The sequence below is a fragment of the Massilia sp. CFBP9026 genome (assembly GCF_034045165.1).
Classification (GTDB): Bacteria; Pseudomonadota; Gammaproteobacteria; order Burkholderiales; family Burkholderiaceae_D; genus Telluria; species Telluria arenae.
Window position 1 is genome coordinate 369,995 of record NZ_JAXCWH010000006.1, and the last position, 21,567, is coordinate 391,561.

Consider the following 21,567-nt stretch of genomic DNA (forward strand, 5'->3'; position numbering starts at 1 on the left):
TGCGATTATCGATAGTCAGGCACACGCCATGAAAAACTGGATTAATCGCATGTTGAGCGGCGCCGATAAGGCGCCTGACGCCGCTGGCACCGCTGGCTCATCGCAGCAGGCGGACGAGCTGGGAGACGACCACGGCGTCCAGGTCGATGCCGCCTATTACCGCTGGCTGACCGCATCCGGCGGCTACCAGGCAGGAGCGGACGTCGAGGAACACATCCTCGACCTGGTGCGCACGCTGGCGGCCGACCCGCAGGCCGCCAGCGGCCTGGTGCCGCGCATCCCCGAGCTGATACCCAAACTGCTGCGCGACCTGGCCGACGACGATGTCTCGACCGGCGACCTGGCGCGTCAGGTCGAGCAGGACCTGGTGCTGGTGGCCGAGGTCATCCGCGAGGCGAACAGCGCCTATTACCGGCCGCTGCAGGCGGTGAAGTCGCTCGACGCCGCTCTCATGATGATCGGCCAGAACGGCCTGCGCATGCTGCTGGCCCGGATCGCTTTCCGGCCCCTGATCAAAATGGCCGACCAGGGCTTTGCGCGCCAGGCGGCGCCGCTGGTCTGGAACCAGTCCGAGAAGTGCGCGCTGGCCTCGAGCCTGATGGCGCCGGGCCTGGGCGCCGGCGTGTTCGAAGCCTACCTGGCCGGTCTGATGCAGAACCTGGGTCTGGTGGTGGCCTTCCGCCTGGCGGAGCGGGCTGTCGAAAATGGCAAGATTCCCGGCTCCAGCGAATTCGGCCGGCGCCTGTTCGACGTCAGCCGCGGCCTGTCGTCGACCATTGCCGCCCACTGGGAATTCCCGCCTGACGTGGTGGAAGCCATCGCCGGGGTCGGCCAGCCGGATGCATCGCCGCTGGCGCAGACGCTGGAACGCGGCGACCGGATCGCCAAGCTGCGGCTGCTGCTCGACGCCCACGTGGTGCTGGAAGACGATGCGCTCGTGACCGAAGGCCTGGACAGTTTCGAGCGCCGCTGCCTGGGCAAGCTGACCGATTTGCCGGGCTGACCGCCGTATTGCGTCACCTTTTCTCAAGAGGAGACTGCTATGAAGATGAACGCCGAACACCTGGCCGAGCTGCACGAGGCCAAGCGCCTGCTGGAGAACCCCGGCCTGGCGGCGCGCATCAGCAACCTGGTCGGCTCGCCGATCGAGGCCGCCATCGAGCGCCTGCCGGCGCCGTGGCGAAAGAAGGTGGGAGGAGCGACCGAGCACGCGCTGCAGTATGCGCTGACGGGGGCGCTGTCGACCATGCCCGACGGCGGCAAGGAGGCATCCTACCCGCGCCTGCACAAGTTCGCGGCGAGCCTGTCGGGCGGCGTGGGCGGCGTGTTCGGCCTTCCGGGACTGCTGGTCGACCTGCCGCTATCCACCGTCATCATGCTGCGTTCGATCGCCGAGATCGCGCGCGCCAATGGCGAGCGTCCGCAAGATGTGGAGACCCGGCTGGAATGCCTGCGCGTGCTGGCCATGGGCGGACCGAGCGGGGGTGACGACGCTGCTGACTCGGGCTATTTCGCGATGCGCATCGCGCTGGCGCGGGCCGTGAGCGAAGCCGCCCAGGCGCTGGCGGCCAAGTCGGTGAATGCCGCCACGACGCCGGCCCTGCTGCGCCTGATCGCCACGGTGGCGGCGCGCTTCCAGGTGCACGTGACCCAGAAGGCGGCCGCGATGCTGGTGCCGGCCCTGGGCGCGGTGGGCGGCGCGACCATCAACCTGCTGTTCGTCGACCATTTCCAGAACATGAGCCGCGGCCACTTCACGGTGCGGCGGCTGGAGCGCCTGTATGGCGAGGGAGCGGTGCGCCAGCAGTACGAGACGATCGTCCTGGCCGACGAGCCGGTTGGCTTGCTCACGTAGGGCAAATCCTGTTACGCCCGCTCTCCTTGGCGGTATATAACATCGCATCCGCCCGCAGGAACAACGCGTTCTCGCTGCGATGCTCGGGGAAGGCGGCCAGGCCGCCGCTGAACGAAAAACGCCGCAGGTCTCCGCGCGCGACCTGGAACTCGATCGCGCCGAAGGCCTGGCGCAGCGCATCGAGCCGGCGCCACGCCACGTCGGGCGTGCAATCCCAGAACACGAGCACGAATTCCTCGCCGCCGAAGCGCGCCAGCAGGTCGCGCTCGCCCATCTGCGGCGCCAGGCACAGGCACAGGCGCTTGATGACGACGTCGCCGAAGTGGTGGCCCCAGGTGTCGTTGATGGTCTTGAACTTGTCGATGTCGATCACGCCGAAGGCGAGCGGCTTGTCCTCGAGCGTGGCTTGCCGGATCAGGTCTTGCGTCTTGCGCTGCAGGCCAACCTTGTTCAATAGGCCAGTGGCGCGGTCCTTGCCGATCAGGTCCTTGCTGACGCGGATCCTGGCCGCGCGGTTGGCCAACTGGGCCTCGACCAGACCGGCGGTGGCCTGCAGGACGGTATCGAAGCCGTCGCCGAGCGCGCGCCGCGCCAGCGCGTCGTCGGGGCGGCGCTGGAGCAGCACGATCTCGCGCACCGGATCGGCCTCGATGTTTTTCTTCATGACCCGCGCCAGCGCGTCCAGGCGCCGGTACTCGTCGTCGGCAATCACGACCAGATCGGGTTGCAGCTCTTTTACACGCAGGTGCAGGGTGGTCGGGTCGAGATGGTGGACGACTTCGACCTGCTGCGCCAGCAGTGCCGCCGTATCGAGATCCCCGGGCGGGCCGAGGTGGACCACCGACACCAGGTCGCCGCGTTTGGTGCGGACGAACAGGTTGAACAGCTTGTCGACCAGGACGTCGTTGGCGATCGGCTTCTCGGCATATGCCAGGCAGTTGCTGTCCACCAGCCGCTGCTGGAGCAGGAAGCGGCTTCCCTGGCGGCCCGACTGCAGATAGACATACGCGTGCTCGCGCGGCAGGCGTTCGAGCAGCTCGCCCAGCATCAGGGTCTTGCGGCTGTCGTGCAGGTCGGCCTGCATATTGTGCAGGGCGTCGAGGTCGATCACGAACAGGCTGGCGCCACGGTCGGCGGCGACGGCGGCGGTGAATTCGGCCACTTCGCTGAAAAAACGGATGTCAAAATCGTATTTGTGCGCGTGCAGCAGCAGTTCGGCGCGGTTGTCCTTGATGAAGAAGCTCTGGGAGAGGAAGAGGACCTGGTGTCGGTACAAGGGGGCCTCGGTGCTCATGTCTGCCTGCCTTTTTCTGCATAATGTGACATCTTGCCACGCCAATATGACGCGATGTTGACGCCACCGGGACCGCCGTCGATCCCTTATAAACCACACGGCCATCACCCAACGGGGATATACTCGCGCATTGCTTTTTTCATCTCAGGGACTTGTCTTGTTCAAATCGATCGTCCTGCCCGTCGCCCTTCTCGGCGCGGCGAGCGCCGCCTTCGCCGACGAAGGCCAGTGGCAACCGCACCAGCTGCCGCAACTGAAATCCGAACTGAAACGCATCGGCATCACCATGCCGGCCGAGAAGCTGGCCGACCTGGGCAAGCATCCGATGAGTGCGATCGTCTCGCTGGGCGGCTGCTCGGCGTCCTTCGTGTCGCCCGACGGCCTGGTGGTGACCAACCACCACTGCGCCTATGGCGCCATCCAGCGCAACGCCACGCCCGAGAAGAACTACATCGTCGACGGCTTCCTGGCCAAGACCCGCGCCGCCGAACTGCCGGGCGGCCCGAACACGCTGGTGTACGTGACCGAGAAGGTCGAGAACGTGACCGCGCGCGTGCTCGAAGGCTTGACGCCAACCATGTCGGGCAGCGAGCGCCATGCGCTGGTCCAGTCGCGCATCAAGGCCCTGGTGGCCGAGTGCGAAACCGACAAGTCGACGCGCTGCTCGGTGCCGGCCTTCCACCGCGGCCTGGAGTACTACCGCATCAAGCAGCTGATGATCCGCGACGTGCGCCTGGTGTACGCGCCGTCCGACCGCATCGGCAACTATGGTGGCGACATCGACAACTACGAGTGGCCGCGCCATGTCGGCGACTACGCCTTCTACCGCGCCTACGTCGGCAAGGATGGCCGTCCGGCCGACCCGTCGCCAGAGAATGTGCCCTACAAGTCGAAGGATTTCCTCGTTGTCTCGGCCGAGGGGCTGAAGAACGGCGACCCGATCCTGCTGGCCGGCTATCCGGGCCGCACCAGCCGCTACAAGCTGCCGAGCGAGATCCGCTTCGCGCGCGACGTCGACCTGCCGGCCAAGGCCGCGACCATCACCGCCGACCTGTCGGTGATCGCCGCCGCAACCCAGGGCAATCCGGCCTGGAATGTGGCGTATGCGAGCGTCGACAAGGGCCTGAACAACGTGCTCAAGAAGACCAAGGGCCTGCTCGACGGCTTTGCGCGCAAGGACATCGCGGCCATCAAGGACGTGCAGGATGCCGAGTTCCGCGCCTGGCAGAAGTCGCATGCGGATGGAAACGCTGGCCTGCTGTCCGAACTGGACGCGGTGATCGCCGAGGACATGGCGCTGCAGCGCCAGGAAGCCGCCTGGCTCGAGGCCACCCACAGCGACCTGCTCAAGAGCGCGCGGACCCTGTACCGCCTGGCGCTGGAACGCGGCAAGCCCGACGCCGAGCGTGAGAGCGGCTACCAGGAACGCGACCTCGGCTTCATCAAGGCGCGCCTGGCCCGCCTGGAACAGTCGCTCGTGCCGGGCGTCGACCAGGCGCGCTACGCCGCGGCGCTGGCGCGCTACGCCGGCATCGACGCCAAGGTGCGTCCGCAAGGCGTGGACGCGCTGCTGCCGGCGCAGGATGCACTGGCGGGCATGTATAAAGCCAGCACGCTGTCGGACACCGCCACGCGCCTGGCCTGGATCGGCAAGGACGTCGACGCCTTCCGCAAGTCGAACGATCCGTTCATCGCGCTCGCGGTGCGCCTGCATGATGCCGGCATGGCGTTGGAAGAGCGCCGTAATGAGATCGACGGCAACCTGGAACGCGTGATCCCGCAATACATGGCGGCCGTGATCGCGTGGAAGAAATCGCAGGGCAAACCGGTCTACCCGGACGCCAACTCGACCCTGCGCGTGACCTACGGCACCGTGTCGCCGTTCTCGCCGCGCGATGGCCTGGTCAAGGGGCCGTTCACCACCGTCGAAGGCATCCTGGAGAAGGAAACCGGCAAGGATCCGTTCATCGTGCCGGCGCCGCTCAAGCAGGCGATCGAGGCCAAGCGCTATGGCGTGTTCAAGGACCGGGCGCTGGGTACGGTGCCGGTCAACTTCCTGTCGAGCGCCGACACCACCGGCGGCAACTCGGGGTCGGCCGTGATGAACAAGCGTGGCGAATTGATCGGCCTGAACTTCGATTCGACTTATGAATCGATCACCAAGGACTGGTACTTCGACACCGCCATCACGCGCGCGATCCACGTCGACATCCGCTACATGCTGTGGGTGATGAAGGAAGTCGACCATGCCGACAACCTGCTCAAGGAAATGACGATCAAGTATCCGAAGAAGTAATTTCGGCCACAATCATCTGCACGTCGTTCCCGCGCAGGCGGGAACCCAAGTTTGCAAGCGTTACGATTGCGCCGAGAGCACTTGGGTTCCCGCCTTCGCGGGAACGACGGTTTTGAGCAAAAAATATTCGCGCGCGTTTCATCATCATTGTCGACCGAATGAACGAACCCCTTATCCTCGCCGGCCTCACGACCTCGCCGCTGGAACTGATCTCCTTCCTGCTGGCCGTCACCACCGTCGTGCTCAACATCCGCCAGAAGCACTGGGCCTGGCTGTTCTCGATCGCCTCGTCCGCGACCTATGCGGTGGTGTTCTACGATGCGCGCCTGTACGGCGACATGGGGCTGCAGTTCGTGTTCATCGCGGCCTCGGTCTGGGGCTGGTACCAGTGGTTGCATGGCAGCGGCAATACGCCGTTGGTGCCCAGCTTCCTCAAGGCCAGCGGGCGCGCCTGGTCGCTGGCGGCCTGGCTGACGGGTTTCGTGCTGCTGTCGACCTTCCTCGACAACTTCACCGACACCGACGTGCCGCACGCCGACGGCTTCCTGACCGCCGGCAGCCTGGTCGGCCAGCTGCTGCTGGCGAAGAAGAAGGTCGAGAACTGGCATGTGTGGATCGCGGTCGACATCCTGTACGTCGGCCTCTACCTGTACAAGGGCCTGGTGCTGACCGCCGTGCTGTACGGGGTATTCGTGCTGCTGGCGATCGCCGGCCTGCGCACCTGGTCGGCGCTGGCGCGCAAGGCAGCATGAGCGGCGTGCAAAGAATCGCCATCCTCGGCGCCGAGTCGTCCGGCAAGTCGACCTTGTCCGAAGCCCTGGCGCGCCATTACGGCACCGTGTGGGTGCCCGAATACCTGCGCGAGTTCGTCGATACGCTGGGAAGGGTGCCGCACGAGGAAGACCAGTACGGCATCGCGCTGACCCAACGCGCGCGCGAGGATGCCGCGGCGGTGGCAGCCAGCAGCTTCCTGTTTTGCGACACCACGCCTCTGATGACGGCGTTGTACAGCCGCGTGTATTGGGGCAGGGTGGATGCGCAGCTGGCGCGGCTCGATGCACGCCACGACTACGCCTGGACCTTCGTCACCGCGCCTGACACCCCGTGGGAACCGGACGGCCTGCAGCGCGAATCGGAAGAGGTGCGCCAGATGGTGCACCGGATGCTGGTGGAGACGCTGGCCGCGCGCGGCATCGGCTACACCTTGCTGGCCGGCGACCTGCCGCACCGGATGCGGCAGGTCCAGGGGCTGCTCGGCCAGCGCTGAAAACTAAGCCTTCGGCAGTCCTGCCGCCAGGTCGGTCCACGACTGCGGCTGCGGCTTGCCGCGCTCGCGGACGCCGAAGAAAGTCACCACCAGCTCGCCCTGGTCGTCGAAGAACTCGACCGAGGTGACGCCGGCGCGGCGCACCACGTAGCCGCTGCGCAGTGCGCTGTCGCGCAGGTGCAGGTTGAAGTCCGGATCGAGCACATTGAACCAGCCGTCGGCCGCCGTCACCTTGTTCACCTTGCCGCTGTAGATCTGGGTCAGCGCCCCATTGCCGAGGAAGGCCATGATCGCGACCCCGTCCCTGGCGGCATCCTCGAGCAGCTTGCGCACTGCTTGCGGCGCGATTTTCTGCACCACGCCGCCAGGGGCCAGGCGCAACGCCTGTTCGCGCGTCAGGCCGAATTCCGACACTATGCGGTTGAACTGGTGGACGTCGGTCATCTCTTGCCAGGCGGTCTGGAATTCCTTGACGTCGATCGCGCTGTCGGGTTTTTCGGCAGGCTTCGGTGCGGCGGCCACCACGTCCAGCTGCGCGTTCTGGCTCGGATTGCGGAAGTCGGCCACCAGCTTGTCGAAGACCGGAATGTTGGCGTCGTCGCGCAGGTAGAGCTTATGCACGGCGTTGCCGCTGGCGTCGAAGAACTGCAGGCTGCGATTGACTTTGCCGTCGCGGCCGGGCTGGGTCACGGCGAAGGCGTATTTCCACTTGGCGAACTGGAAGCGCAGGTCGATCGGGCCACCCAGGTAGCCGCCGGCGATGTTCAGGTTGCGCGCTTCGCGTTCGGCCTCGTCGTCGCTGCCTTTCTCGGCCTGCTTCGGAATGCGCATGGCCACGCCGGTGGTCTCGATCACGCCGTTCTCGTTGTGCGTGAGCGCCATCACCTTGCCCAGGTCGAGGGCGCGACGCATGATCTCGCGCGGCGCGTGGTCGGTTTCCTTCAGGCGCACCACGGTGCTGCCGATGCCGGTGGCGAGCAGTTCGGCTTCGGATACCTTCAGCTGGCGCGCGGCGTCGTGCGTCTGCAGGCGCGGTTCCTTGGCCTTCAGTTCGGCCCACTGCTGCGCAAGTTGCGGGGCGGCCTGCGCCGGGATCAGGGCCAGGGCGATGGCTGCGGCCAGGAGGTGACGGGTGAGTTTCATGGATGTGTACTCCTTGTTTTGCGAATGCGATCAGGCATACTAAATGATAATCATTATCATTTGCAACATGCTCGTCCGACTTTTTGACAGGGCTTTCTTGACCGGGCGCACAGCGCGCCGATGCGAATCAGTGTTGGATGTCGTTACAAACAATAAATCTTTACATCCTGATGACTATTTGTTTCTAGAAGGCATTACAATCATCGGATTTCGAACGTACGGCGGGACGCTATGAAAAACTGGATAGGACGCTTTTTGGGCAGTTCAGATAAAGAGACACAAGCCGCGGCCAGCGTCGGCACGACGGCAACGATCGAACACGACGAGGACATGGCGAACGACGTCCATGCCACCTTCTATCGCTGGCTTACCGCGTCCAGCGGCTTCAACGCCCAGCCCGAGCAGGAAGCGCAGATCCTGGCCGAAGTGCGTTCGCTGGCGGCTGACCCGGTCTGCGCGTCCGGCCTGGTGCCGCGCATCCCGGAACTGGTGTCGCAACTGCTCACCGCGCTGTCCGACGAGAACATCTCGACCGGCGCGCTGTCGGCCCAGGTCGGTCGCGACCTGGTGCTGGTGGCTGAAGTGATCCGCGAAGCCAATAGCGCCTATTACCGGCCGGTGACCCCGATCGAAACCCTGGAAGGCGCGGTGACGATGCTCGGCCTGAACGGTTTGCGCATGCTGCTGGCGCGCATCGCGTTTCGGCCGCTGGTGCGGGTCAAGGTCCAGGGCGTGGCGCGCCAGGTGGCGCCCAACGTGTGGAAGCATTCCGAACGCTGTGCGTTCGCCGCCAGCGTGATGGCGCCGGGCCTGTCGGCCGGCGTGTTCGAATCCTACCTGGCCGGCCTGATGCAGAATCTAGGGCTGCAGGTCGCGTTCCAGGTGGCCGACCGCATCTGCGAAGGCAGGGTGCCCGGTTCCAGCGAATTCGGCATCGAACTGTTCGCGGCCAGCCGCCAGCTGTCGTCGGTGATCGCCAACCACTGGGACTTCCCGCCCGAGGTGGTGGAGGCGATCGAGCAGGCCGGCGAAGCGGATGGTTCGCACCTGGCGCAGGCGTTGGACCAGGGCGACCGCATCGCCAAGCTGCGCCTGCTGCTCGATGCCGAGGTGATCGAAGAGGATGATGAGCTCATTACCCGCGGGCTCAATGGTTTCCAGCGGCGCTGCCTGGGCAAGCTGGTGGATTTGTCGGATTGATGCATGACGCCTGCCACGGCGCGCGTGGCAGGTGAAACGGGGGATACTTAGAAGTCGATCTGCGCCGACAACCTGAACGTGCGCGGCGCCCCCGGCAGCAAATACCCTCCCAACGACTGCGTCACGTCACGCCAGTAGAACTTGTCGAAGGCATTGTCCACCCGCGCGCGGATGATCGTGTTCAGCCCACTCGCGCGCAGCAGATAGGACGCGCCAAACCCCGCCACGTGATAGCCCGGCACCTTCACACGGTTGGCCGGATCGAACACCTTGTTGCCCGAGTACTGCCACTGTGCGTCGAGCTTCAGGCCCGCCACTTGCGGCACCGCGTACTCGACCCAGGCGGTGGTGCGCAGTTCCGGCACATTGGTCACGCGCTTGCCTTCGGTCGACGCGTCGCCCGTATCCTTCTGGTCGGTATCGAGCGCCATCAGCGACAGGCTGTAGTTCAGGTCGGGCGTGGCGCGGCCCATCGCCGACAGCTCGACGCCGCGGTGGGTCTGCTCGCCGGCGCGCACGAAGGTGTTGGCCGCGTTCGTGTATTCCAGGCCCTGGCGGATCTCGAACAGCGCGCCCGACAGCGCCAACTGCTCGTTGACGTTGCGCTTGACGCCGAACTCCAGCTGCTTCGAACGGCTCGGCGGCAGGGCGGTGTTCTGGTTGGTGGTCTCCATCGGGGCGATGCCGCCGTATTGCAGGCCGTGGCTGATCGAGCCGTAGACGCGCCAGTCGCGCGCCGGCGCGTACACCAGCGCCACGTTCGGCAGCGCGAACGAGTCCTTGGTGTGCACCCAGCCGCCCTCGATTTCTTCCAGCGCGTCGAGCTTGAGCTTCACGTAGCGTACGCCGGCGTGCAGGGTGAATTGGGGCGACAGGGTCATCACGTCCTGCACGAACAGCGAGCGCTCTTCGGTACTGCGGCGCTCCATCACGGGGCCGGTCACGCGGTCGCTGGAGACTGGCGGCACGACGGTCGGATTCCAGATATTGCTGGAGCCGACGTAGTCGTAGACGTATTCGCCGAAGCTGTCGTGGCGCTCGGCATACGAGCCGCCGACGGTCAACGAGTGGCGCACCGCGCCGGTGTCGAAGCGGCCCTGCAGCATCGCCTGCAGGCCCCACGGCGTCTTGCGCTCGCCCGTGCTCTGGAAGTCGTACACGTCGTAGTCGCCGTTGGAGCAGTAGCCCGGATAGTAGCCGTCGTCCTCGTTGCTGCAGCCGTAAGGGAAGGCCGTAAAGTCATCGCGCTTGAACCAGTGCTTGTTGGCGCTGACGGTGGCGTTCCAGGTGTCGTTGATGCGGTACTCGAAACGCAGGCCCAGATTGCTGCTGTCGGTATCGACCGGCTTGGTCCATGGCTGGTCGTTAAGCAGGGTCTTGGCCGAGATCCCGGTCGGCAGCGCTTCATTGCGGATCAGCTGGTAGCCCGGCGCCGTGACCTGCGACTTGTGCTGGTGGTCGAGGTCGATCTGGAACAGCGCGTCCGGCGTGATCTGCCAGTCGAAGGCAGCCGACACGAACTGGCGCTCGCCATCGGCGCCGCGCACGTAGGATTTCAGGTCCTCGGCGGCGGCGTTGATGCGGTAACCGACGCGGCGGTCTTCGAAACGGCCACCCAGGTCGACCGCGCCGTACACGGTGCCGCGCTCGCGCACCTCCACCGTCGCCTGGCGCAGCGGCGTGTTGGTCGGCCGCTTGGTGACGAAGTTGATCATCCCGCCTGGCGCTGCGACGCCGGCCTGCAGGCCGGCCAGGCCGCGCAAGACCTCGATGCGTTCCTTGTTCTCGAGCGGGATCTGCGTGTCGCCCGAGATCGCGATCATGTCCTTGCGGTAGCTGGTGGCGTTGTCGAGCGCGAAGCCGCGGATCGAGAACTGCTCGGCATAGCCGATCGCATTGTAGGCGTCGCCGATCGAGGCGTCGTAGCGGGCGGCATCGGTGGCGCTGCGGATCGACAGGTCCTGCATCTGGCTCTGGCTGATCGAGGTGATCGAGGCTGGGGATTCCAGCAGCGGCACGTCGGCGAAGCCGCCGACGCTGGCGCGGTCGAGGGCGATCCACTTGCTGCCGGTGACGACGACGGACGGCGTCTCCTGTGCGAAAGCCTGGGACGACAGGGAGAACGCCTGCACGATGGCGCAGGCAAGGACGGTGTGCTTCGAGGTGAATGTCATGGTTTGCTCGTTTTCGCGCGCTACGCGGCGCGCCGCTTTTATCAAAGCCGGAGCCAACGTGGGGGAAGGGCAAACGAATGGGGATGCTGCTTTGCGCTTTCCTTCGCTGGCATTATCCAGATCAGGTACGAAGGGTATCTCTCACCCGGAACAACGTTCCAGGACCCCTAGCGAGTCGCGAGTGTATCACGGCCCCGCGCGGCCGTGGTGAATCTGTCAAGCCGGATTGATCGGCGCCGCTCAGGCTTTCGCGGTCGATGGCGCCTCGGCCACCGTTGGCTGGGTAGCGGTCGGCGTCACCATATGGCGCAGCAGCACGGCGCGCGCCGCGTCGCCGATGGCGCGCCAGTGTTCGCGCCGCTGCGCCGCGCGCTTGCGGTGCTTCGATGGCATGTCCTGCAATGGCTTGAGGTAGAACGGCAGCGGAACCAGGAAGCTGCGCGCGTCCAGTTCAGTGCCGCCCAGGATGCGCCAGAAGCCGTCGTAGGCGTTCTCGAAGGCCTTGTCTTGCGCCGCTTCATAGGCAACGTGCGCGCTGCCGCGCACCGCGACCACCCGGTTAAAGCCCAGCGCCTGGGCCGCGCCCTGCAGGGCGGCGAAGCAGAAGAAGCTTGGCGAATTGTTGGGGAAGACGCGCTCGAAAGCCTCGAAGGCGCCGCCGGCATCGCGCCACAGGCCGGCGTTGCGGGTGACGAAGGGAACGATCGGCAGGTCGACGCCCACCACCGCGCCCTCGACCCAGGTCCAGGACAGGCGGTGCAGCACGGTGTCGTCGACGACCAGGGACAGCGTCAGTTCGCCTTCCGGGTCGATGCGGGGAGCGTGCTCGAGTCGCATGACGAAACTGCCACTGTCGTCCTCATGCTGCCACAGCACCAGGCCGCCGTGGTGCGCGGCCTGCCGGTAGGAGGCGTTGAAGGTGGCTTCTTCGAAGCGGTAGTGGGACAGCACGCAGCGCATGCGCTCGCGCACTTTCATGCCGCGGGCCAGGTAGTCGCGGCCGCTCACATGGCGGAACAGGTCGTCGTCCGGCGCGTTTTCGAGGCGGCGCACCAGCTTGAGACGGGACAGGGACTGGTGCTCGCGCCAGTAGCGCAGCGCATGCCAGCGTTGGGTGAGACGAGCGAAGATCATCGAGCGCTCCATTCGGCGTAGAAGGTCTTTGTCTTGCGGGGGCATGCCCGGCAATGACAAGAAATAATTCCGTTCTGCAATTATGTGCCGAATTGCTAGCTCGTGCCCGGACGAAGTGCAAACAGTGCTTGGGAACCAAGGCGGGCGTGATCTGTCATGGGACTCTCTCTGGACGTGTTGACTTATGGTTTTTTTTAGACATGCACGACAAGACTACCATGTTTGCGGCGCGCCACGCTTCTTCATTCATCATCGATAATGCGCCGGAACCAACCAGCAATGGAGGAAGCAAGATGGCGTATGAATTGTTTTATTGGCCGAGCATCCAGGGACGCGGCGAATTCGTCCGCCTGGCGCTGGAAGAAGCGGGCGCCGACTATGTCGACGTGGCGCGCCGCGACGGCGGCGTCGACCTGTTGATGGCGGCGCTCGACGTCGAGGAGTATCCGGCCTTCGCGCCGCCCTTCCTGAAGGCGGGCGAGCTGGTCATCGGCCAGGTGGCCAACATCCTGCTCTACCTGGGCGAGCAGCAAGGCCTGGCGCCGCGCACCGACCCGGGCCGTCTGTGGGTGCACCAGCTGCAGCTGACCATCGCCGACCTGGTGACCGAGGCGCACGACACCCATCACCCGATCGCGTCCGCGCTGTACTACGAAGACCAGAAACCCGAGGCGCTGCGCCGCTCGGCCGATTTCGTCGAGTCGCGCATCCCCAAGTTCATGGCTTATTTTGCGCGCCTGCTGTCCAATCCCGAGTCGCGCGACTATCTCACCGGCGACAAGGTCACCTATGCCGACCTGTCGCTGTTCCAGGTGATCGAAGGCTTGCGCTATGCCTTCCCGAATGCGATGAAGAAGATCGAGCAGGAGCATCCGGTGCTCACCGGCCTGCGCGACCGGGTGGCCGCGCGGCCGAACATCGCCGCCTACCTGGCGTCCGAACGGCGCATTCCGTTCAACGAGGAAGGCATTTTCCGTCGCTATCCCGAGCTCGATCAGTAATCAATCCCAGGCCGGGGCGAAATGCGGGCTGACCAGGCGCCCGCCATTGTCGAGCGCATCGATGGCGGCGCTGTCGTCCCGGTCCAGCACGAGTTCTAGCGCCCGCAAGTTGCCGGCCAGGTTCTCGCGTTTGGTCGACGACGGGATCACGGCATAACCCTTGGCCAGAAGCCAGGCCAGCGTCACCTGGGCCGGCGTGGCTCCGTGGTGGCGTGCGATTTCCCCGATCACCGGATCGCTCATCACCTTGCCATAGGCCAGCGGCATATAGGCGGTGACGTGGATGCCGGCCGCGCGCGCGAAGTCCGCCACGCTGCGGTTCTGCAGATAGGGATGCAGCTCGACCTGGTTGGTGGCAATATTGTCCGCGCCGACGGCGGCGATCGCCTCGCGCATCAGGGCCACCGGGAAGTTCGAGATGCCGATCGCGCCCGTCAAACCGGCGTCGCGCGCCGCCAGCAGGGCCTGCATCGATTCGGCCACCGGAACGGCGGCGCCGGGCGAGGGCCAGTGGATCAGGGTCAGGTCGACCTGCTCGACGCGCAGCTTGCGCAGGCTGTCCTTCAGGCTGGTGGCCAGTTTGTCGGCAGCCAGGTGCTCGGTCCAGATCTTGGTGGTCAGGTAGACCTCGCGGCGCGCCACGCCGGAGTCGAGCAGCGCCTGGCCGACCTCTGTTTCATTGCCATAGATCTGGGCAGTGTCGATGTGGCGGTAGCCCAGTTCCAGGCCGTTGGCGACCGAGTCGATCGCGGCTTGTCCTTGCAGGCGGAAGGTCCCCAGACCGAGTTGTGGCATGTTCATGGTATTTCCTTTTTCGTTAAATTAGTGAGTGGAGACGGCGCTGCGCACGGCCGCCTTGGCCGGCACGCCGTCGCGCCGGTCGAGCCAGCCGGCCAGGGTGGTGAGCAACAGGGCGCCGACCACCACCAGGGCGCCGATCCACGGCGTCGCCATCAGGCCGAGATGGGCGACGATCAGGCCGCCGCCCCAGGCGCCCAGCGCGATGCCGACATTGAAGGCGGCGATGTTCAGGCCCGAGGCGACGTCCACCGCCTGCGGCGCATCGCGTTCGGCGCGCTGCACCACATAGACTTGCAGGCCGGGCACGTTGCCGAAGGCGACCGCGCCCCAGGCCAGCACCGTGATCAGCACGAGCGTTTTGCTCGGCGCGGTGAAGGTCAATACCAGCAGCACCACGGCCAGCAGGGCGAACACGATCTGCAGCGCGGGCACCGGACCATGGCGGTCGGCCAGCTTGCCGCCCCAGATATTCCCGGCCGCGACCGAGACGCCGTACACCAGCATCACCAGGCTGACGGTCGACGCCGCGAAGCCCGAGACTTCCTGCAGGATCGGCGCCAGATAGGTGAAAGCGATGAAGGTGCCGCCGTAGCCGAGCGTGGTCATGGCATACACCAGCAGCAGGCGCGGTTTCTTGAGCACCGCGAGCTGGGTGAGCAAACTCGACGGCTTGCTGCCCGCGATATCCGACGGCACCAGGATGGCGCTGCCGATCACGGCGATCACGCCCAGCAGCGACACGGCCAGGAAGGTGGCCTGCCAGCCGAAATGCTGGCCAATGAACGTCCCGAGCGGCACGCCGGTGACCAGCGCCACGGTGAGACCCGTGAACATCAGCGCGATGGCGCTGGCGGCTTTTTCCTTCGGCACCAGGCTGGTGGCGATGGTCGAACCGATCGAGAAGAACACGCCGTGCGCCAGGCCCGTGAGCACGCGCGCGGCCATCAGCGCTTCGTAGTTCGGCGCCATCCAGGCCACCAGGTTACCGAGGGTGAACAGGACCATGAGGCCGAGCAGCAGGTGCTTGCGCGGTACCTTGCCGGTGAGGGCCGTGAGCACCGGCGCGCCGATGGCCACGCCCAGCGCGTACAGGCTGACCAGCAGGCCGGCCGAGGGCACCGATACGCCCAGGCTGGCGGCGATGGTGGGGATCAGGCCGACGATCACGAATTCAGTCGTCCCGATGGCGAAGGCGCTCAATGTGAGCGCCCAGAGTGCGAGTGGCATGCGATTCTCCTTGTTGCTTGTGTATTTACATGGCAGGGTTGAGGCAGGCATGCAGTGTGCCGTGCCTGGATGCAAGGAAAAATAGATCGCTATACAATGGACTTTTGAGTTGGAGTCAACAATGATCGATGTGGATGGCCTGATTGTATTTGTCGCCGTCATAGATTCCGGCTCATTCTCGGCCGCCGCCGAGCGCCTGGGGCAGACCCCGTCGGGGGTGTCGCGCACCATCTCGCGGCTGGAGGATGGCCTCGGGATGACGCTGATGCGCCGCACGACGCGGCGCCTGCAGCTGACCGAGGAAGGCGCCTGGCTGCTCGAGCGCGCCCGCGCCATCCTGCGCGACCTGGCCAATACCGAGGCCGAGGCGCAGGCGCGCCGTTCGCAGCCTTCGGGCCTGGTGCGGGTGAATGCTTCGACACCGGCCTTCGACCATCTGCTGGCGCCGCTGCTGCCCGATTTCCTGGAGGCGTATCCGCTGGTCCAGCTGGAACTGACCAGCGGCGAGACCTACGTCGACCTGATCGAGGAGCGGGCCGACCTGGCGATCCGCATCGGCGCGCTGCCCGATTCGACGCTCAATGCGCGGCGCCTGGGGACCGGCAAGCTGAGGGTGGTGGCGGCGCCTGGCTATATCGACAAATACGGCGTGCCGCGCGAGCCGGCCGAACTGGCGCTGCACCGCACCGTGGGCTTCACGGCGCCGGCCTCGCTCAATACCTGGCCGCTGCTGCATGCCGGCGGCGAGGGCTGGACCGTCACGCCGCAGGTGCTGGCCTCGAGCGGCGAGACGGTGCGCCACCTGGCCTTGCACGGGGCGGGCATCGGGTCGATGGGGGAGTTCCTGGTGCGCGCCGACATCGAGGCGGGGCGCCTGGTGCCGGTGCTGGAGGAGCACACCCTGCCGTGGACCCAGCCCGTATGGGCCGTGTTCTACAAGCAGGGCGCGCTGGCGCCGCGGGTGGCGGCGCTGGTGGATTACCTCGCCCGCAGGCTGGGCGAGGTGCTGGAACGCTAGACCACGGCGGCGTCGGCCTCGGCCTCGGCGCTTGCGAGACGTTCGATCAGGTCCGCCAGCGGCATCGGACGGCAGAACAGGTAGCCCTGCATGAACGGCTGCCCGTGTTCGGCCAGGAAGCGCGCCTGCTCCGAGGTTTCGATGCCTTCGGCCACGACCCGCAGGCCGAGCTGGCCCGCCATCGCCAGGATCGATTGCACGAGTGCCGTGCCGTTGCTGTCGTCGGGCATGTCACGGATGAAGCCCTTGTCGATCTTGAGCTCGTACAGCGGCATCTTGCGCAGGTAGGCCAGGTTCGAGTAGCCGGTGCCGAAGTCGTCGATCGAGAAGCGGATCCCCAGTTGCGCCAGTTCCTGCATGCGGCTCACCGTGTCGTCGATGTCGTCCACCAGCAGGCCTTCGGTCACTTCGAAGATCAGCTGCTGCGCAGGCACGCCCGTTTCATGAACCACCGCGCGCACCATGGCGACGAAATCGGGCTGGCGGAACTGGCGCGGGCTGACGTTGATCGACAGCGGCAGCGCGTGGCCGGCGCGTTCCAGCTCGCGCCAGGCCAGGCAGGCCTGGCGCAGGACCCAGGCGCCGAGCGGCACGATCAGGCCGGTTTCTTCGGCGACCGGGATGAAGGCGTCGGGCGGCACCAGCACCCCGTCCGCGCGGCGCCAGCGCAGCAGCACTTCGGCGCCGACCGGCGCGCCGGCGGGATCGACCTGCAGCTGCAGGTGCAGCGCCAGCTCGTTGCGCTCCAGTGCATTGGCCAGGTCGCGCTCGAGCGTCAGCACGTTCTCGGCCGCCGCCAGCATCGTGGTTTCGAACAGCGCGACGCCGTTGCGGCCCGCCGCCTTGGCGTGGTACATCGCGGTATCGGCTTCGCGCAGCAGGTCGTGCATCGTCTGCCCGGGGCGCAGCGGCAGCGCGACGCCGATGCTGCCCGATGAATGATAAACCTGGTTGTCGATGGTGGCCGGGCGGCGCAGCGCCTTGCCCACCTGCTGCGCCAGGGCCAGGGCGGCGGCGGTGGCGGCCGCGTCGTCGCTGCCCAGATGCGCAGCCAGGATGACGAACTCGTCGCCGCCGAGGCGGGCCACGGTGTCGCCTTCGCGCACCGCGTCGACCAGCTGGGCGGCCACGTGCTTGAGCAGCGCGTCGCCGGTGGCATGGCCGCGCGCATCGTTGACGCTCTTGAAGTTATCGAGGTCGATGTACAGCACCGCGCCGAGCCCGCGGCCCGCGTGCGCGCCTTCCACCAGCGCGTGCAGGCGCTCCATCAGCAGGCGCCGGTTCGGCAGGCCGGTGAGCACGTCGAAGAAGGCCAGTTGCTCGATCGCGTCGGCCGAGCGGCGGCGCTCGGTGATGTCGCGTCCCACCACCACCAGGTGCGTGATCGGCCCGCCTGCGCCGGCGAACGGCACCATGTCGATCTCGACCCAGTACGGTTCGCCCGACTTCGAATAGTTCACCAGTTCGGCCGATACCGGCTCGCGCCTGCCCATGGCCTCGACGATGCGCGCCACCACTGCCGGATCGGTGTCGGGCCCGTCCAGCATGCGCATGCTGCTCCCGACGATCTCGTCGGCGCGATAACCGCTGCGGCGCTCGAAGGCACGGTTGGCGAAGATGATGGGCTGGATGGCGCCGGGACGGTCGTCCACCTTGACGATCAACACCATCTCGTTGAGGCCCGCCAGCGCGGCGGAGGTCAGACGCAGCTCGCCGTTCATCGCGCGCAGCAGGCTCTGGCCTTCTTCGAGCGAGCCGGCGAAAGTGCGCACGTCCTTCAGCGAGCCGGCCAGGCCCTTGAGCAGGGTGCCGCAGCTCAGGGTGATCAGGCCGCCCACGCAGGTGAAGTTCAGGGTCAGGATCAGCACGCTGGGAAGCGAATCGTGTGCATAGTGGCCGACCGGGATGTCGGTCTGTCCCGTCAGGCCGAGCACCATGAGCGTGGCGGCGCTGAGCGCCAGCGCGGCGATCGCCTGCCGCGTACCCAGCAGGACGGCGGCCAGCGCGGGCGCCGCCAGCAGGTAGAACAGGCCGATCGCACCGGCCGCCAGCATCGAACCGATGCCCACGCCGTACAGCATGGCCAGGAAGTTCAGGACGCGGGTCCGGTAGGCCAGACGATCCATGCGCCAGATCGCCAGGATCCACGCCAGCGCGGCGGTGTCCATCAGGGCCACCGCCGGGATGTCGCGGTAGACCGCCAGCGCCGCGCTGGGCACCGCGGCGATCAGGGCCAGCACCAGGACGACGGACATCAATGACGTGAAAACACGTGCGCGCCACTGCGCGACATCGTCGTGAGCCAGCATGATTACTTTCGCTTGAGAGGGGATGATTTCATTATGACAATGAGAATTGTCTTATGGAAACATCATACCAGCTCTGCCGCTGCTGGGGCGTTCAATTGAACAACGGCGCGGTTTTCAACACATGGGCGGCGGGGCCGCGAGCGGCTGCCGCCCATGCCGTGCCGGTGGTCAGAAGGCGTAGGTCGCGCGCCCGTAGATATACCGACCCGAGCGGCCGAACGGCGCGTAGGTCGAGAACGGCGTATTGCCCGTGGTGTTGAGCGCCGGCGGCAGCGTTTCCGGGTACTGGTCGAAGACGTTGTCCGCGCCCAGGGCCAGGGTCAGCTTCGGCGTGACGGCGAAGCGTCCTTCCAGGTCAACCACGGTCTTCGCGCCCAGCTCGAAGTCGAAGGCCGCCGTGGTGCCCGGCGACAGCACCTCGCCATAGCGCGTGGCGCGCAGGGTCGCGCCCCACTGGCCCAGCTTCCAGTTGACGTTGGCGCTGATCTTGTTCTTCGGCTGGCCCTTCTCGAGCGACAGCACGTTGACGCGGTCGAACAGGATCGGGGAAGGGCTCAGGCTCGACAGCTGTTCGGTCACCGGCACCTTGGTCACCTCGGTGTCGGTGTAGTTGCCGGCCAGCGTAAAGTCGAAGCGGCCCGCCGCGCCGGCGTTGTGCGCCCAGTTGATCACCACGTCCACACCCTTGGTCGTGGTGTCCACGCCATTGATGAAGAAGCGCCCGCCGCCCACGCCGATGAAGCCCTGGCTGGCGATGTAGTTGCGCACATTGGTTTGTGTGAGATTCTCGGACAGGATGATGCGGTCGTCGATGTCGATGCGGTAGGCGTCGACCGTCACGCTCACGCCGCCCAGGCGCAGCACGGCGCCGAGCGAGGCGTTGACCGATTCCTCGGCGTCGAGAGGCTTGGCGCCGAGGGCCACCGCGACCGGGTCGGACGGCTTGAAGGTCGTGATCTCGTAGGGGATGCCGTTGATGAAGTTGGTGGACGTCGCGGTGAAGTGCTGCTGCTGCGGCGACGGCGCGCGGAAGCCGTTCTGGATCGCGCCGCGCAGCGCGAACGCCTTGTTGAAGTCGTAGCGCAGCGCCAGTTTGCCGGCCACGCTATTGCCGAAGTCGGAATATTTTTCGGCGCGCACCGCAGCCGATGCCAGCAGCTCGGGCGTGACGTTCGCTTCCAGGTCGATGAAGGCGCCGACCGCGTTGCGGTGGGCGTCGACCTCGTTGGCCGGACGGAAGCCCGGGAACACCTGGGCGCCCGGCGCGGCCGGCGTCCCGTTGGGCAGCACCTCGCCGCCATAGCTCCACGACTGCTCTTCGCCGGCGAACAGCTCATAGCCTTCGCGGCGCGCCTCGACGCCCACCGCCACGTTCAGCGGCGACGATAGCGATGCCAGCTCGATGCTGCGCACCCCGGTCAGGTTGAACACGGCCTGGTCATACGAATAACCGCCGGCATAGAACTCGGTCTTGCTGCTGGCGCCCAGCGAGCGGTTCAGTGTGTTCTCGATCGTGTATTCCATCTTGTTCTTGCCGTAGCCGAGCGAGGCGTCCATGTCCCACTGGCCCGCTTGCCAGGTCACGCCGCCCGTCATCGAGAAGTCCTTGACGGTGGGGGAGATCAGCGGCAGGAAGCCGTCCGGATAGATCGACAGGACGTTGCGCGCATCCTGCGGCGGGCGGAAGTAGCCGGACGAGGTGGCGTCGCGGTCCTGGTAGCTCGCCCAGCCATAGACCTTGACGCCGCCGCCCAGGTTGTTGCCGGCGTTGGCGAACAGGGTGGCCTGGTCGAGGTCCGGTTCGCCGGTCCAGGCGTTGAAGCGATCGATCGTGTTCTCGCGCGGATCGAAGCCGCCATTCACCCGCGGGTATTGCTGGCGCATATCGTAGCCGCCACGCTCGGTGCGGTTCTGGTCGCGGTACTCGGCCGCGATGGTCAGGAAGCCGGATTCGCCCAGGGCCAGGCCCTTCCACAGGCTGACGGTGGCGGTCTGGCCGTCGGTGCGCTTGCGCGAATCCGGGCCGCTCCAGGTGCCGCCGGCGGGAGCGACGTCGTTCCACAAATCGTATTCGGACTTGCGCGCGCCATAGGTGACGCTCGCCTCGCCGCCATCGCGGTCGGTGCGCAGGCGCATATTGACCACGCCCGAGATGGCGTCCGAGCCGTATTGCGCCGCAGCGCCGTCGCGCAGCACCTCGACCGATTTCACGATCGCGGTCGGGATCGTGTTCAGGTCGACCGCCGCCGAACCGCGGCCGATCGAGCCGTTGACGTTGACCAGCGAGGAAGCGTGGCGGCGCTTGGAATTGATCAGCACCAGGGTCTGGTCCGGCGCCATGCCGCGCAGGGTGGCGGGACGGATGGTGTCGGTGCCGTCGGTCAGCGAGGGCCGGGGAAAGTTCAGCGAAGGCAGGGCCATCGACAGCGCCTGGTTCATCTCGGTGCTGCCGGCATTCTTGAGCGTCTCGGACGAGATGATGTCGACCGGCGCGGCGGTGTCGAGCGCCGTGCGGTTGGCCACGCGGGTGCCGGTGACCACGACCGTGGCGGCATTGCTGGCCGTCTCGGCCTGTGGTGCGGCCTCCTGGGCATGGGCGGCGCCCGCGCACAGCGCGGCGATGGCGAGGGCTAGTGCTGTTTTTTCCGTCCTGGCTTTCTGCATGGTGCTGATTCCTTTTTTTGTTCTACGGCGGTGGTCTTGGGAAAGGGCGAGGCGATTGCCTCTGGCTCATACTGCGCAGCACCATTCGTGGTGTCAATTCGTTAAAACCGCCACAGTGCGTCTTTACAACAATTATCGAAATGTCAGGTCTATGTAAGAACATGCGGGAGGCATAAACAAAGCT

Annotated in this window: 16 protein-coding genes and 1 riboswitch; of the genes, 8 read left to right on the top strand and 8 right to left on the bottom strand. The window is 66.2% G+C overall.

Annotation, left to right across the window (positions count from 1 at the left end; all coding sequences use genetic code 11):
• The first annotated feature begins 28 nt into the window (after nucleotides 1-28).
• Nucleotides 29-1,003 (top strand): HDOD domain-containing protein, encoded by a 975-nt coding sequence (locus SOM28_RS17180; RefSeq protein ID WP_320468830.1) that lies wholly within the window; start codon nucleotides 29-31, stop codon nucleotides 1,001-1,003.
• Between the two features lie 39 nt (nucleotides 1,004-1,042).
• On the top strand, nucleotides 1,043-1,855 hold the full coding sequence (locus SOM28_RS17185) for an EcsC family protein (protein WP_320468831.1): 813 nt from the start codon (nucleotides 1,043-1,045) through the stop codon (nucleotides 1,853-1,855).
• On the opposite strand, the gene SOM28_RS17190 is transcribed toward SOM28_RS17185, so the two are convergent.
• A complete protein-coding gene (locus tag SOM28_RS17190; protein WP_320468832.1) occupies nucleotides 1,848-3,149 on the bottom strand; it encodes a GGDEF domain-containing protein in 1,302 nt (433 codons plus the stop codon). The genes SOM28_RS17185 and SOM28_RS17190 overlap by 8 nt on opposite strands.
• Before the next feature lie 157 nt (nucleotides 3,150-3,306).
• Between SOM28_RS17190 and SOM28_RS17195 the strand changes: the two genes are divergently transcribed.
• The 3 genes from SOM28_RS17195 (at nucleotide 3,307) to SOM28_RS17205 (ending at nucleotide 6,712) form a co-directional block, all read left to right on the top strand.
• Complete coding sequence (locus SOM28_RS17195; protein WP_320468833.1) at nucleotides 3,307-5,445, top strand: S46 family peptidase; 2,139 nt, start codon at nucleotides 3,307-3,309, stop codon at nucleotides 5,443-5,445.
• 158 nt (nucleotides 5,446-5,603) lie between these two features.
• Complete coding sequence (gene pnuC, locus SOM28_RS17200) at nucleotides 5,604-6,197, top strand: nicotinamide riboside transporter PnuC (protein WP_123070895.1); 594 nt, start codon at nucleotides 5,604-5,606, stop codon at nucleotides 6,195-6,197.
• Nucleotides 6,194-6,712, top strand: coding sequence for an ATP-binding protein (locus SOM28_RS17205; protein WP_320468834.1), 519 nt, complete (start codon nucleotides 6,194-6,196; stop codon nucleotides 6,710-6,712). The genes pnuC and SOM28_RS17205 overlap by 4 nt, the downstream gene beginning before the upstream one ends.
• A gap of 3 nt (nucleotides 6,713-6,715) precedes the next feature.
• Here SOM28_RS17205 and SOM28_RS17210 read toward each other — a convergent pair whose 3' ends face one another.
• Nucleotides 6,716-7,855 carry a hemin-degrading factor gene (locus tag SOM28_RS17210; RefSeq protein WP_320468835.1) on the bottom strand — a complete coding sequence of 380 codons (1,140 nt, stop codon included), beginning with the start codon at nucleotides 7,853-7,855 and terminating at the stop codon, nucleotides 6,716-6,718.
• 255 nt (nucleotides 7,856-8,110) lie between these two features.
• On the opposite strand from SOM28_RS17210, the gene SOM28_RS17215 reads away from it, so the two are divergent.
• Nucleotides 8,111-9,055: an HDOD domain-containing protein gene (locus SOM28_RS17215; RefSeq protein WP_229415027.1), complete on the top strand. Its 945-nt coding sequence runs from the start codon at nucleotides 8,111-8,113 to the stop codon at nucleotides 9,053-9,055.
• Nucleotides 9,056-9,102: 47 nt separating this feature from the next.
• Here SOM28_RS17215 and SOM28_RS17220 read toward each other — a convergent pair whose 3' ends face one another.
• Both SOM28_RS17220 and SOM28_RS17225 read right to left on the bottom strand, forming a co-directional pair.
• Complete coding sequence (locus SOM28_RS17220) at nucleotides 9,103-11,229, bottom strand: TonB-dependent siderophore receptor (RefSeq protein ID WP_320468836.1); 2,127 nt, start codon at nucleotides 11,227-11,229, stop codon at nucleotides 9,103-9,105.
• 81 nt (nucleotides 11,230-11,310) lie between these two features.
• Nucleotides 11,311-11,408, bottom strand: a riboswitch (TPP riboswitch).
• Between the two features lie 61 nt (nucleotides 11,409-11,469).
• On the bottom strand, nucleotides 11,470-12,363 hold the full coding sequence (locus SOM28_RS17225) for a DUF535 family protein (protein ID WP_320468837.1): 894 nt from the start codon (nucleotides 12,361-12,363) through the stop codon (nucleotides 11,470-11,472).
• A 293-nt stretch (nucleotides 12,364-12,656) separates the two neighbouring features.
• Between SOM28_RS17225 and SOM28_RS17230 the strand changes: the two genes are divergently transcribed.
• Nucleotides 12,657-13,364, top strand: coding sequence for a glutathione S-transferase (locus SOM28_RS17230; protein WP_320468874.1), 708 nt, complete (start codon nucleotides 12,657-12,659; stop codon nucleotides 13,362-13,364).
• On the opposite strand, the gene dkgB is transcribed toward SOM28_RS17230, so the two are convergent.
• The gene (dkgB, locus tag SOM28_RS17235; RefSeq protein ID WP_320468838.1) at nucleotides 13,365-14,165 is read right to left on the bottom strand and encodes a 2,5-didehydrogluconate reductase DkgB; all 801 of its coding nucleotides are present in this window, start codon (nucleotides 14,163-14,165) and stop codon (nucleotides 13,365-13,367) included.
• A gap of 21 nt (nucleotides 14,166-14,186) precedes the next feature.
• A complete protein-coding gene (locus tag SOM28_RS17240) occupies nucleotides 14,187-15,392 on the bottom strand; it encodes an MFS transporter (protein ID WP_320468839.1) in 1,206 nt (401 codons plus the stop codon).
• Nucleotides 15,393-15,513: 121 nt separating this feature from the next.
• Here SOM28_RS17240 and SOM28_RS17245 point away from each other — a divergent pair, with 121 nt between their 5' ends.
• On the top strand, nucleotides 15,514-16,410 hold the full coding sequence (locus SOM28_RS17245) for a LysR family transcriptional regulator (protein ID WP_123070903.1): 897 nt from the start codon (nucleotides 15,514-15,516) through the stop codon (nucleotides 16,408-16,410).
• Here SOM28_RS17245 and SOM28_RS17250 read toward each other — a convergent pair.
• Entirely contained in the window at nucleotides 16,407-18,719 is a 2,313-nt protein-coding gene (locus SOM28_RS17250; protein WP_341850609.1) for a putative bifunctional diguanylate cyclase/phosphodiesterase, read from the bottom strand. The two genes, SOM28_RS17245 and SOM28_RS17250, sit on opposite strands and share 4 nt — an antisense overlap.
• Nucleotides 18,720-18,887: 168 nt before the next feature.
• Entirely contained in the window at nucleotides 18,888-21,383 is a 2,496-nt protein-coding gene (locus tag SOM28_RS17255) for a TonB-dependent receptor plug domain-containing protein (protein ID WP_123071245.1), read from the bottom strand.
• Nucleotides 21,384-21,567: the final 184 nt, after the last annotated feature.

Excerpts from the sequence above, each read along its gene's own strand:
- SOM28_RS17240 (WP_320468839.1), bottom strand. The coding sequence starts at position 15,392 with ATGCCACTCGCACTCTGGGCGCTCACATTGAGCGCCTTCGCCATCGGG.
- dkgB (WP_320468838.1), bottom strand. The coding sequence starts at position 14,165 with ATGAACATGCCACAACTCGGTCTGGGGACCTTCCGCCTGCAAGGACAA.
- SOM28_RS17210 (WP_320468835.1), bottom strand. The coding sequence starts at position 7,855 with ATGAAACTCACCCGTCACCTCCTGGCCGCAGCCATCGCCCTGGCCCTG.
- SOM28_RS17205 (WP_320468834.1), top strand. The coding sequence starts at position 6,194 with ATGAGCGGCGTGCAAAGAATCGCCATCCTCGGCGCCGAGTCGTCCGGC.
- SOM28_RS17230 (WP_320468874.1), top strand. The coding sequence starts at position 12,657 with ATGGCGTATGAATTGTTTTATTGGCCGAGCATCCAGGGACGCGGCGAA.
- pnuC (WP_123070895.1), top strand. The coding sequence starts at position 5,604 with ATGAACGAACCCCTTATCCTCGCCGGCCTCACGACCTCGCCGCTGGAA.
- SOM28_RS17245 (WP_123070903.1), top strand. The coding sequence starts at position 15,514 with ATGATCGATGTGGATGGCCTGATTGTATTTGTCGCCGTCATAGATTCC.
- SOM28_RS17185 (WP_320468831.1), top strand. The coding sequence starts at position 1,043 with ATGAAGATGAACGCCGAACACCTGGCCGAGCTGCACGAGGCCAAGCGC.
- SOM28_RS17250 (WP_341850609.1), bottom strand. The coding sequence starts at position 18,719 with ATGCTGGCTCACGACGATGTCGCGCAGTGGCGCGCACGTGTTTTCACG.
- SOM28_RS17190 (WP_320468832.1), bottom strand. The coding sequence starts at position 3,149 with ATGAGCACCGAGGCCCCCTTGTACCGACACCAGGTCCTCTTCCTCTCC.
- SOM28_RS17180 (WP_320468830.1), top strand. The coding sequence starts at position 29 with ATGAAAAACTGGATTAATCGCATGTTGAGCGGCGCCGATAAGGCGCCT.
- SOM28_RS17220 (WP_320468836.1), bottom strand. The coding sequence starts at position 11,229 with ATGACATTCACCTCGAAGCACACCGTCCTTGCCTGCGCCATCGTGCAG.
- SOM28_RS17255 (WP_123071245.1), bottom strand. The coding sequence starts at position 21,383 with ATGCAGAAAGCCAGGACGGAAAAAACAGCACTAGCCCTCGCCATCGCC.
- SOM28_RS17225 (WP_320468837.1), bottom strand. The coding sequence starts at position 12,363 with ATGATCTTCGCTCGTCTCACCCAACGCTGGCATGCGCTGCGCTACTGG.